The sequence below is a fragment of the Dyadobacter sp. CY351 genome (assembly GCF_021502625.1).
GTDB lineage: Bacteria > Bacteroidota > Bacteroidia > Cytophagales > Spirosomataceae > Dyadobacter > Dyadobacter chenhuakuii.
Genome location: NZ_JAKFFU010000010.1, coordinates 291,447 through 303,495, shown reverse-complemented (window position 1 = coordinate 303,495; position 12,049 = coordinate 291,447). Strand labels below are relative to the sequence as shown.

The following is a 12,049-nucleotide window of genomic DNA, read 5'->3' as shown; positions in this document are numbered from 1 at the left end:
GTTAGGAATTTCACTTCGACTCCGCTCAGTGTGACAGAAAAAAAAACTCCGCTCAGTGTGACAGGAAAAAAACTCCGCTCAATGTGACAATCATCTGTCACACTGAGCGGAGCCGAAGTGAAAGTAGCAAGATACTTACCTAGTTCTTCTTTCGTATCTCAATAATCTTTAACTTATTCAGCATTTTGATCACCGGATAAGTCGGATCAACTTCATACCATCTTGATCCGAAGTTAATCGAATTAGGTCTCTTGTGATGGTTATTCTGGAACAGCTCGCCCATCATTAAGAAATCGAAGATGAGAGAATTCTTTGATTTGTCTTCGTTATCGAAGTTCTGATAACCGTATTTATGACCACTCCAGTTTACAATTGCGCCGTGGATCGGGCCCATCAGGAAGTGGATCGGCAAAAGGAAGAAAAACGCCCAGTGCATATCCAGATAAATGTAAGCCAAAATGTAAAATGCGGTATACAACAACGCCCATCCAGAACGTGAAAGCCACGAATCTCCCAACTTTTCAATAAAGCGCCATTCCGGATAATTCCTTTCGAATTGTGATTCAATTGCACGCTTGCGGCTTAGCACTGCATTATAAATATTCTTCGTTTCCCACATCATCGTAAACACGTTTTTGGTATGGTGCGGCGAGTGCGGATCTTTTTCTGTGTCACTGAAAGCATGATGCATGCGGTGAAGAATCGCGTAAGCTCTCGGACTTAAATAGGAAGACCCCTGGGAAAGATAAGTCAGTAAATAGAAGAACCGCTCCCATGGCTTGCTCATAATGAACATTTTATGCGCAGAGTAACGGTGTAGGAAAAAGGTTTGACAAAAAAGGGATAAATACCAATGTACAACAAAAACGATAAGGACTATATACATGGAACGAGATGAAATGATATTATTTTAAACTTTGTACAAAAGTAAGGCTAAGCGCTTACAAAACCGAAATTCAGAAAACTAATTTGGAATTATTTTATATTACCTGCGCCCGTATTTAGAGAATCATGAAAGCATAACTAAGCAGGTTCGCGCCCATTTGCAGCGCCTTTCTTCGCATTTCCTCAGGATCATTGTAAACACTCTGGTCTTCCCAGCCATTGCCCAGATCTGTTTCGTAACTGTAATAACAAACCAAGCGTCCTTGCCAGATAAGCCCGTAACCTTGCGGCTGCTTGCCGTCGTGCTCATGAACTTTGGGCAGCCCTTCCGGAAACAGATATTTGATCCGGTAAACCTGGTGGTCAAAAGGCAGCTCGACAAATGAAAGCTCAGGAAAAACCTTTTTCATTTCCCGTCTCACAAACTGATCGAGGCCATAGTTGTCATCGATGTGCAGAAATCCGCCCGAGAGCAGATAATTGCGAAGGTTTTGAGCCTCAGCATCGTTGAAAACAACATTGCCGTGGCCCGTCATATGCACAAACGGATAAGTGAAAATGTCCGCGCTACCCACTTCCACCACGTCTTCTGTGGGGTTAATGTTCATTTTCAGCTCCGTATTGCAGAATTTGATCAGATTCGGAAGAGAGGTTTTATTGGCATACCAGTCGCCACCGCCGCCGTATTTAAGCTTTGCAATCTTTAATGATGATTGCGCCAATGTTACCGTGCTTATCAGAACGAATGTGACCAGCCCTAAAAACTTTCCAAAACGCACTACTGATCGGTTCATATGCATTAATGCTTTTATAATATGTTCTGTGCCAGGTTAATGGCATGGCAGCCCGCTACGGCCGCTGTTTCTGTTCTTAAACGGGTCGGGCCGAGAGAAACCGTTGAAAATCCGTGATCAAATGCCAGCGAAACTTCCTTTTCACTGAAATCTCCTTCCGGACCTATTAATAAAGTGGTTCCCTGGCCTTTTTTTACTTTACTAAAAACGTGCTCAACCCTATTATGATCTGGCACATAGGCAATTAATTTTACAGAATCTTTCACATCCCTCACAAACGCTTCATATTTATTGCCCACCGTGATGATCGGCAGATAATGTTGCTGTGACTGTTTCATCGCAGCGGCAGCAATCCGGTTCAGCCTTGTGAGGTTTACGACGCGGTTAATCGTGTCTGTATTGGTATGTTCGGTGATTACAAAATCAATGCGCTCAACGCCTAACTCGGTCATCTTCTCCACCATCCACTCATTGCGCTCGGCCTTGCGCGTGGGCGCGATCACCATATTTACGGCAAAGGGTCGTCTTTCGATCTGCTGTGATTCCAAAACTTCGTAACCCGCCTTTCTGCCCTGAACATTCAACACGCATTTCTGCAATGTGCCTTTGCCATTGGTAACATATATAATGTCGCCGGAGCTGAGCCTCAGCACTTTGGAACTGTGCCTGGCCTCTTCTTCATCCAATTCAAAAATTTTCGAGTCGGGCTGGTAAAATAGATGCATTTAAAAAGTAAATAGGAATTAAGATAAGAGAACCGTCGAACATTATCAAAGCGACGCTCAAATTTACGTGTATGAAGCACATAACCATCAAGGCAGCCTTATATTATTCCGCGAATGCAGAAAAACATGATTTTTGCATTTTGGCAACATTTTGACATGAACTATGTCTGATTGACACCTGGATTTACAGTTTTTGCAAAAATACTCTCCGGATACATCCATTTATAATTTCACCCGTTTTATGAGAATAGTACATCTTTTACTGACAATACTACCATAAACCCAATAATATTCTGTGTATGGTTAATTTTTCTTAGTTTTTATTTTTTGGAAATACATTTTTGCATTAATATTGTGCCGTTATAATAATTCGTCACCACTTTATCTAGTACTATTATGTCAAAATCCAAGCTGGAATATATTTGGTTGGATGGCTACAAGCCGACCCAAAGTTTACGTAGCAAAACCAAAATTGAAAGCGATTTCAGTGGAAAATTGGAAGATTGCAGCAACTGGTCATTTGATGGTTCATCTACTGAACAGGCGCTTGGCGGTTCTTCTGACTGTTTGTTAAAACCAGTTTACATTTGCCCGGATCCATTGCGCAGAGATGCTTATCTGGTTATGTGCGAAGTGCTTAACGCAGATGGAACTGCTCACGTATCCAATGGCCGTGCGACAATTGAGGATGATGACAACGATTTCTGGTTCGGTTTCGAGCAAGAATATTTCCTTTGGGATGTTGATACAAACAAACCATTAGGCTTCCCGGCAAATGGTTACCCTGCACCACAAGGACCATACTATTGCTCAGTAGGCGCGCAGAATGCATTTGGCCGTGAGATCATTGAGGAGCACCTTGACGCATGTCTTGATGCAGGCCTTAATGTTGAAGGTATCAATGCAGAGGTTGCAGCAGGACAGTGGGAATTCCAGATTTTCGCAAAAGGCGCAAAAGAAGCTGGTGACCAGATCTGGCTTGGCCGTTATTTGCTTGAAAGAATTGGTGAAAAATATGGTGTTGCTATCAACTGGCATTGCAAGCCCCTGGGCGAGCTTGACTGGAACGGAAGCGGAATGCACGCCAACTTCTCAAACTCTGCTTTGAGAACGGCTGGAAGCAAAGAAGTTTTCGATAAGGTTTGCGAATCTTTCCGTCCTGTTGTGAAAGAACACATTGACGTTTACGGTGCTGACAACCACCTTCGTTTGACTGGAAAGCACGAAACTGCTTCTATCCACGATTTCAGCTACGGTGTATCTGACCGCGGTGCATCCATCCGTATCCCTGTTCTTGTTCCTCAAAAAGGATGGAGCGGATATTTGGAAGATCGTCGTCCAAACTCAGCTGCTGATCCTTATAAAGTAGCAGCACGTATTATCAAGACTGTTAAATCTGCGCTATAATATTTGCAGAACCCATATAATGTTAAATGAAAAAACCGCCCAAATTGGCGGTTTTTTCATTTAAGACCAATCCCGGAGGGATGCAATATAGGTAGCCGCAACGCGGCGTCAACGGCGATTGCATGGTTAATGCAAAAATCCCGGAGGGATGTAATATTGGTAGCCAAAAACGCGGCACCAATGGCGACGCAAAAATCCCGGAGGGATGAAATATTGGTAGCCAAAAACGCGGCACCAATGGCGATTGCATGGTTAAAGAAAAATCCCGGAGGGATGTAATATCGGTAGCCAAAAACGCGGCACCAATGGCGATTGCATGGTTAAAGAAAAATCCCGGAGGGATGTAATATCGGTAGCCGCAACGCGGCGTCAATGGCGATTGCATGGTTAAAGAAAAATCCCGGAGGGATGTAACGTCTTGCATGATGTTACATCCCTCCGGGATTTTTTGTATTCGGTTGAACTTTGTTTGCTACCGATGTTATATCCCTCTGGGATTTTTATGTTCGGTCAACTTTATTTGCTACCGATGTTACATCCCTCCGGGATTTTTATGTTCGGTCAACTTTATTTGCTACCGATATTAGATCCCTCCGGGATTTTATGTTCGGTTGAACTTTATTTGCTACCGATGTTATATCCCTCCGGGATTTTTTATTCGGTCACATTATTTGCTGCCAATATTGCGTTGCCTGCGGCTAATCAATCCTGCTCTTCGCTTCCGGAGAAGGAATAAAGCGTTGGATCTAGCTGAATGCGGCCGGCGTTAAAGCGGAGGATGAAATCGTTGATGGTTTTATCATTGATCTCTGTTTTGTTCAATCCCACTTCCAGCCCGATTCCATAGTCAAACGTCTCGTCCGTTTCGATGTGCTCGCGGACGGTTATTTCCTCATTTTCTTCGATCTCCTCGATGAATTCGGTCAGCATTAATTCTGCCTCCTCGTCTTGCTCATCGTCACAAACGTAATCGTCCGGGCGCTCGTCAAGGGAAACGTAATTGGGCATCACTTTTTTCAGCCTTTCCAAAGCAGCATCGTAAACCAATGTCGAATGGTGCAATCTCAACGTATAGATCAGCGCGTCGTAGATGACTTCTTTTTCATTATACATTCCTACAAACTGAACGTGCGCGTGTTCGTTGTTGTCTTCTTCATCATCTTCCAGCTCGTCCTCAACATGTATAAAGCTTGATCGCTCCGCCTTACATTCTTGTTTCAGCACTTCAATTTCTTCTGGATCAAATCCCGGATTCATAGTCTCGATAGTTTATTGAATAAAGCGTTTGCTTTAAAATTATTCCAAAAATAACATTTCACGGTATTTTGCCAAAGGCCAGTCTTCATCGTCGATTAATAATTCCAGTTTATCCACGTGATATCTGATCTCTTCAAAGAAACCTTTCACTTCCGAGCCATACATTTTAGCCCTTTCAAAAAGGTCGTCAATGTTGTTGGCAGTCTTGCGCTGATCCGTCATTTCCTGCACAAGCTTTTTGATGACGACAATGTGCGTTGAAATGTCCTTGATGATTTCCTTGATAGGCGCAGCCTCTTCCAGCATTTCCAGATCCGTCAGCGACCGTGCCGTTTGCGCGAGCTTGAACTGATATTTTACAACCGTGGAAACAATGTGATTCAATGCAAGGTCGCCGATCACACGCGATTCGATCTGCAATTTTTTGACATAGTTTTCCAATTCGATTTCATAGCGAGCATGCAATTCACGCGAGGTAAGCACGCCCATTCTTTCAAATGCGGCAATAGTGCGTTCGGTTTTATACGCATGCAAGGCCTCGTAAGTCTCACGGATATTGGTAAGTCCTCTGTTTTTGGCCTCTTCCACCCATTCCTCAGAATAACCGTTTCCTTCGAAAAGAATGTTTTTGGATTCGGTAAAATAGCGTTTCAGTATCTCTACCGTTGCTACTTTCTTTTCCTCTCCTGCCGCAAGGCGTTCATCCATTTCTTTTTTGAATTCCAGCAACTGGTTTGCTACGATGGTGTTCAAAACGATCATTGGCGACGCGCTGTTTTGCGAGCTTCCTACTGCGCGGTATTCAAATTTATTTCCTGTAAAACAGAATGGCGAAGTGCGGTTACGGTCCGTGTTATCGCGCTGCAAATTAGGGATGCGGGTGATTCCCAGTTTGTAGTAAAAATTTTCCCCTTTTTCCAGCGTGATCTCGCCTTTATTCACCAGTTCTTCAAGCATATTCGTCAGCTCGTTTCCTAAGAAAACAGACACAATCGATGGCGGCGCTTCGTTGGCACCCAGCCTGTGTTCATTACCGGCAGAAGAAATAGAAGCACGGAGCAAATCTGCGTGATCGTGAACAGCTTTAACCACATTCATCAGGAATGTCAGGAAGCGCAGGTTTTCTTTTGGCTTGGAGGTCGGTGCGAGCAGGTTAATGCCTGTGTCCGTAGACAGCGACCAGTTGTTATGCTTCCCGCTTCCATTTATTCCGGCAAACGGCTTTTCATGAAAAAGAACCTGGAAATTGTGCTTATCGCCCACTTTCTGCATTAGATCCATCAATAATGCATTGTGGTCGATGGCAAGGTTTACTTCTTCAAATGTTGGGGCACATTCAAACTGGCCGGGTGCGACCTCATTGTGGCGCGTCCGAACCGGAATGCCCAGTTTCAGTGCTTCAAATTCGAAATCCACCATAAATGCATTCACCCGAGGCGATATGGAACCAAAATAATGGTCGTCCAGCTGCTGGCCACGCGCGGGGCTGTGTCCAAAAACGGTCCTGCCGGCCATCAACAGGTCGGGACGGGCATAGTATAGTGCTTTATCAACCAAAAAATATTCCTGCTCGATGCCCAAAGTTGGCGTTACCTTATCCACGTCGCGGTTGAAAAACTGACAAACCGAAGTGGCAGCTTTGTCCAACATTACGAGCGATTTCAGCAATGGCGCCTTGTAATCCAGCGCTTCCCCTGTGTATGAGATAAAAACTGACGGGATACATAATGTCTTCCCTCCCGCCCCATTATCCATTAAAAACGCTGGCGAGCTTGGGTCCCAGCCTGTGTAACCGCGCGCTTCGAATGTTGCACGCAAGCCGCCGCTCGGGAAAGACGATGCGTCCGGTTCCTGCTGCACCAATGCGCTGCCTTTGAATTTTTCGACGGCTTTTCCGTCTATCGTAAGGTCAAAAAATGAATCGTGCTTTTCTGCCGTCGTTCCGGTAAGTGGCTGGAACCAGTGCGTATAGTGCGTTGCTCCTTTGGAAACTGCCCATGATTTCATTGCCGCCGAAACCTCATCTGCAACCTCCCGGTCAATCGTCGAGCCGGAGCGTATTGCATTTGAAATCTTGGTGTAAGCCTCAGCGGAGAGCAATGTTTTCATTACATCATCGCTGAATGTGTTACTACCATACAAGTCGGTAATTTTTTCTGATGGAGGGGAAAGTGAGGGGGCAACCCGGCCTTGAGCAATTTCAAACGCTTTGGAACGAAAAGTCATTTTATTTCTTGATTTATATTAATTCTGCCCAAAATTATTTATTTAAAAGTACGAACAACAATTCCGGGCGACATTTTCACATTTAACCTCATTACATACGGCAGGTTGGCGCATTTTTCAGAACTTTGCAGATTCTCTCTGACACAATGCGCAAAAGATTAGAATTTATTGCCCTTTACGGGATCACCTGGATCATACTCTTCCAATTTTTCCGGATCATATTTCTTGCTTATCATTTTAAGAAAACCCTTGAACTGCCTCCATCTCTTTGGGTTAGCAGTGCCGCGCACGGTTTACAAATGGACATTTCCTTTGCCGGCTATATATTGCTTATTCCCACATTACTGGTCATGTTTACGGCCAGGAAATGGCGCTGGTTTGCCAAAACCCTCTCTATATACAGCTTCATTGTCTCATTTGCAATCGTTTTGCTCGTTGTTACCGATCTGGAATTGTTCAGGGCATGGGGATTCCGCATTGACGGCACATCCTTACATTACCTGAAAACGCCTACGGAAGCCATGGCATCCATGGGTGCCGCGCCGGTTGTACCGCTGCTGATGCTGTTTGTATTACTCTTGATATTGGTCTGGAAGCTGTTGCAAACAATCGTTAAGCGAAGCACTTCGGCCTTTCAGCAAACGGGTTTCGTTTATACCATTCCGGTTTTTCTGGTTTTAACTGCCAGCCTGATCATTCCTATTCGCGGCGGTCTTCAGCTGGCGCCTATGAACGAAAGCGCTGTGTTTTTCAGTGATAAAAGTTTTGCAAATTATGCCGCCGTGAATGTTCCATGGAACTATATGAGCTCGCTCATCAATGCGACTTATCAAAAGAAAAACCCTTTCAAATACTACGAAGAAAAGCAGGCCGACGACATGGTAAGGAAGCTGTATCACGCCGACAGCACTTCCGAAAGGGTTGTTAAGGAGGGCAAAATCAATGTGGTGGTGATCATTTGGGAAAGCCAGACAGCCAAGATCGTTGGCAGCTTGAATGGTATTAAAAATGTGACGCCGCAGTTTGATCAGCTTGCGAAGGAAGGACTGCTCTTTACAAGAATGTACGCAAGCGGAAACCGCAGCGACAAAGGAATGGTCGCGATTTTGAGCGGCTATCCGGCCCAGCCAACCACGTCCATCATTAAGATTCCGAAAAAAACGGCAACGCTGCCGTCATTGCCTAAAATGTTTCATAAAAACGGCTGGTCCACTTCCTTTTATTATGGAGGAGAAACCGAATTTGCCAACATGAAATCCTATTTTCTGCAACAGGAATTCAACCGGATCATTGATAAAAATGATTTTGACAAAAAGGACATGAATTCCAAATGGGGCGCACACGACCACATTGTTTTGAACCGCTTACTGGACGACCTGGACAAGCAGAAAGAGCCTTTTTTCTCCACGCTTTTCACATTAAGCAGCCACGAGCCGTTTGAAGTTCCGGTCAAAACCGCCATCCCTGGCAATGATCCCGAGCATTTGTTTTTAAATGCGCATCATTATACGGATGCCTCAATCGGGGATTTTATAAAAAAAGCAAAAACAAAATCCTGGTGGGATCACACGCTGGTGATCATTATCGCCGACCACGGTCACCCGCTTCCGGAATCAGACAAATCAAAACCCGCCGAATTTCACATTCCCATGCTCTGGCTGGGCGGGGCGTTGGAAAAACAAAGTGCAAAAGTGGATTCGCTCTGCTCGCAAACGGACCTCGCCGCGACGTTATTGAACCAGTTGCATATGCCTTCGGGTTCTTTCAACTGGAGCAACGATATTTTTGCTAAAAACCGCACGCCTTTTGCCTACTTCGCATTTAATAATGGTTTAGGCTGGATGAAACCGGGCGGGTTTTTGGTGCGGGACAACATTGGTGGCAACATTACCGAGAAATCAGGGGCGCTGACGCCGGAAGAAGAAAAAATGGGAAAAGCATATTTACAGTCTTCTTTCAACGATTATTTAAAGCGTTGAAACTAAAAGGTGTAATTTTGCAGAATATTTGAAAACAATGAAAAAAGTCGCTTTCTATACATTAGGCTGTAAACTGAATTATTCCGAAACATCGTCCATAGGAAGGATGTTTGAGCAAAAGGGATATCAAAAGGTTGAGTTTAATGAAACACCTGATATTTTCATCATCAACACATGCTCCGTTACAGAGAACGCGGATAAAAAATGCCGCAAGATTGTCAGGGAAGCCCAGAAGATCAATGCGGATGGTTATGTGGCCATCATCGGTTGCTATGCGCAATTGAAACCAAGGGAAATATCTGAAATCCCGGGTGTGGACGCTGTTTTGGGTGCAGCAGAAAAATTTCGCCTGGTCGAACTTATTGACACATTTGAAAAGACGCCGCTGGGCCAGCCTGCTCAGGTGATTGCGTCAACAATCGACCATGCCATTGAATATCACACGTCCTATTCCCTGAATGACAGAACGCGGACATTCCTCAAAGTGCAGGATGGCTGCGATTACCCTTGCTCCTACTGCACCATTCCATTGGCCAGAGGCAAAAGCCGTTCCGACAGTATAGCGAACATTGTGAATGCTGCGCGGGAGATTGCTGCCAGGGACGTGAAGGAAATTGTTTTGACAGGGGTCAATATTGGTGATTTTGGCATACAAAATGGCGAACGAAAAGAGACATTTCTGGATCTGGTGAAAGCATTGGACGAAGTGGAAGGCATTTTGCGTTTCCGCATTTCCTCTATCGAACCAAACCTGCTTACGGATGAGGTCATTGAATTTGTGGCTCAATCCAAGCGTTTTGCGCATCACTTTCATATTCCGTTGCAATCGGGCTCCAACACCATTTTGGGGTTAATGAAGCGTCGCTACAAACGCGAGCTTTATGCAGAGCGCGTTGCGAAAATCAAATCGCTTATGCCTGAATGCTGCATTGGCGTGGACGTTATAGTAGGCCATCCTGGCGAAACGCAACAGCTATTTGAAGAAAGTTATCAGTTTTTGAATGAGCTGGATGTTTCCTATTTACACGTATTCACCTATTCGGAAAGAGAAAATACGGCGGCTTTAAGCATCAGGCCGGTTGTTGCCAAGAATGTAAGAGCGGATCGCTCGAAGATGCTGCATATCCTGTCAGAAAAGAAGAAGCGCTTCTTCTACGAGCAGCAAGTCGATAATCAGGGGTTGGTTTTGTTTGAAGACGAGATTCAGAACGGTCAGATGCTTGGTTTTACAGATAATTATGTGCGGGTCGCAGTGAAATATGATCCGTTACTCATTAATGAGACAAGAGCCGTGCGATACGACCACATTAATGATGCAGGCTTAATGGAAGTGACGGAATCGGAAGAAGAAGTTTTGATCCATTCCTGAATATTAGGCCATAACAAAATCGTTATATAACAACAAAAGCCCGGAACATTCCGGGCTTTTGTTGTTATATAACGTTGAGAAAAATTATGCTTCTACAAGAAACTCGTCATGCTGACTTACATCCAATCCAGCTTTTTCGTCTGATTCAGATACACGTAGCGGCAGGATAAGGTCCGTGATTTTAAGCAACAGCAAGGAACCTCCGAATGCGAATACAGATACACCTACCAAAGCAATCACGTGGTTGATGAACAATGTTGTTTCGCCGAAAGCAAGACCCTGATCCGTAACCAGTGAGTTAACACCGCTTGTCGCGAACACGCCTGTCATCAGCATACCAACCATACCGCCTACACCGTGGCAAGGAAACACGTCCAATGTATCATCCAAAGTAGAACGGGTGCGCAGGTGAGCAACGTAGTTACTGATTACCGCAGCAATTGTTCCGATGAAAAGAGAAGCAGGAACCGTTACGAAACCAGCAGCAGGCGTGATAGCCACAAGACCTACAACCGCACCGATACAGAACCCAAGCGCTGACACTTTTTTGCCTCTTGCAACATCAAACAAAACCCATGAAAGACCAGCGGCACCAGCAGCAGTGTTAGTAGTAGCGAAAGCAGAAACGGCCAATGGAGAAGCTGAAAGCGCAGAACCTGCATTGAAACCGAACCAGCCGAACCAAAGCAAACCTGTTCCCAAAAGAACGAAAGGAATGTTAGCAGGAGGCAAAATATGATCTTCCAATAATGACTTACGTCTTTTCAGATAAAGTGCGCCAGCCAAAGCAGCCCAGCCAGCAGACATGTGAACAACAGTTCCACCCGCGAAGTCAAGCACGCCCATTTTGAAAAGGATGCCATCTGCATGCCAGGTCATGTGTGCCAATGGAGAATAAATAAAGATGCAGAACAAGATGATAAACAACACATAAGAACGGAAGTTTACGCGCTCAGCCATAGAACCAGTTACCAGTGCAGGCGTGATAACCGCGAACTTCATCTGGAACATTGCGAACAAAGCGAAAGGAATTGTGCCCCAAACCGGACCATCCAATACGCCTTTGAACATGAAGTGCGTCATTGGGTTACCAATAAACCCGCCGATGTCGTCACCGAATGCAAGACTGAAACCAATAACAACCCAAAGGACACTGATAACGCCCATTGCGATGAAGCTTTGAAGCATTGTCGAGATAACGTTCTTGTTATTCACCATTCCGCCGTAGAAGTAAGCCAGACCAGGGGTCATGAGCAATACAAGCGCAGCAGACACGAGTAACCAGGCGGTGTCACCGGAGTTGATCCCCTCAGTAACGATCTGAGTCGGAACGTTGGGAATGAAGGCACCGAGAATGCTGATGGCCAGCAGGATAATCAGCGGAATGAAATTACGTTTTTCCATTTT

General features: G+C 44.9%; 10 protein-coding genes. 3 read left to right on the top strand and 7 right to left on the bottom strand.

The window, feature by feature from the left end:
- Positions 1-139: 139 nt before the first annotated feature.
- The 3 genes from L0660_RS18940 to L0660_RS18930 form a co-directional block, all read right to left on the bottom strand.
- The gene (locus L0660_RS18940; protein ID WP_233798118.1) at positions 140-886 is read right to left on the bottom strand and encodes an acyl-CoA desaturase; all 747 of its coding nucleotides are present in this window, start codon (positions 884-886) and stop codon (positions 140-142) included.
- A 115-nt stretch (positions 887-1,001) separates the two neighbouring features.
- Complete coding sequence (locus L0660_RS18935) at positions 1,002-1,679, bottom strand: DUF4159 domain-containing protein (RefSeq protein ID WP_233798117.1); 678 nt, start codon at positions 1,677-1,679, stop codon at positions 1,002-1,004.
- 14 nt (positions 1,680-1,693) lie between these two features.
- Positions 1,694-2,404, bottom strand: a complete 711-nt coding sequence (locus tag L0660_RS18930; RefSeq protein ID WP_235160818.1) for a 16S rRNA (uracil(1498)-N(3))-methyltransferase — start codon at positions 2,402-2,404, stop codon at positions 1,694-1,696.
- Positions 2,405-2,800: 396 nt separating this feature from the next.
- Here L0660_RS18930 and L0660_RS18925 point away from each other — a divergent pair, with 396 nt between their 5' ends.
- Positions 2,801-3,811 (top strand): glutamine synthetase beta-grasp domain-containing protein, encoded by a 1,011-nt coding sequence (locus tag L0660_RS18925; protein WP_233798115.1) that lies wholly within the window; start codon positions 2,801-2,803, stop codon positions 3,809-3,811.
- Positions 3,812-3,833: 22 nt separating this feature from the next.
- Here the strand turns inward: L0660_RS18925 and L0660_RS18920 are convergent, their stop codons facing one another.
- The 3 genes from L0660_RS18920 to L0660_RS18910 all read right to left on the bottom strand — a co-directional run bounded on the left by L0660_RS18920 (position 3,834) and on the right by L0660_RS18910 (position 7,294).
- The gene (locus L0660_RS18920) at positions 3,834-4,235 is read right to left on the bottom strand and encodes a hypothetical protein (protein WP_235160817.1); all 402 of its coding nucleotides are present in this window, start codon (positions 4,233-4,235) and stop codon (positions 3,834-3,836) included.
- Positions 4,236-4,513: 278 nt separating this feature from the next.
- Positions 4,514-5,068 (bottom strand): hypothetical protein, encoded by a 555-nt coding sequence (locus tag L0660_RS18915; protein ID WP_233798114.1) that lies wholly within the window; start codon positions 5,066-5,068, stop codon positions 4,514-4,516.
- A 39-nt stretch (positions 5,069-5,107) separates the two neighbouring features.
- A complete protein-coding gene (locus L0660_RS18910) occupies positions 5,108-7,294 on the bottom strand; it encodes a glutamine synthetase III (protein ID WP_026632931.1) in 2,187 nt (728 codons plus the stop codon).
- 146 nt (positions 7,295-7,440) lie between these two features.
- Between L0660_RS18910 and L0660_RS18905 the strand changes: the two genes are divergently transcribed.
- Positions 7,441-9,273, top strand: coding sequence for an LTA synthase family protein (locus L0660_RS18905; RefSeq protein ID WP_235160812.1), 1,833 nt, complete (start codon positions 7,441-7,443; stop codon positions 9,271-9,273).
- 37 nt (positions 9,274-9,310) lie between these two features.
- Positions 9,311-10,642 carry a tRNA (N(6)-L-threonylcarbamoyladenosine(37)-C(2))-methylthiotransferase MtaB gene (gene mtaB / locus L0660_RS18900; protein WP_235160811.1) on the top strand — a complete coding sequence of 444 codons (1,332 nt, stop codon included), beginning with the start codon at positions 9,311-9,313 and terminating at the stop codon, positions 10,640-10,642.
- A gap of 84 nt (positions 10,643-10,726) precedes the next feature.
- On the opposite strand, the gene L0660_RS18895 is transcribed toward mtaB, so the two are convergent.
- Positions 10,727-12,046, bottom strand: coding sequence for an ammonium transporter (locus tag L0660_RS18895; RefSeq protein ID WP_235160808.1), 1,320 nt, complete (start codon positions 12,044-12,046; stop codon positions 10,727-10,729).
- Positions 12,047-12,049: the final 3 nt, after the last annotated feature.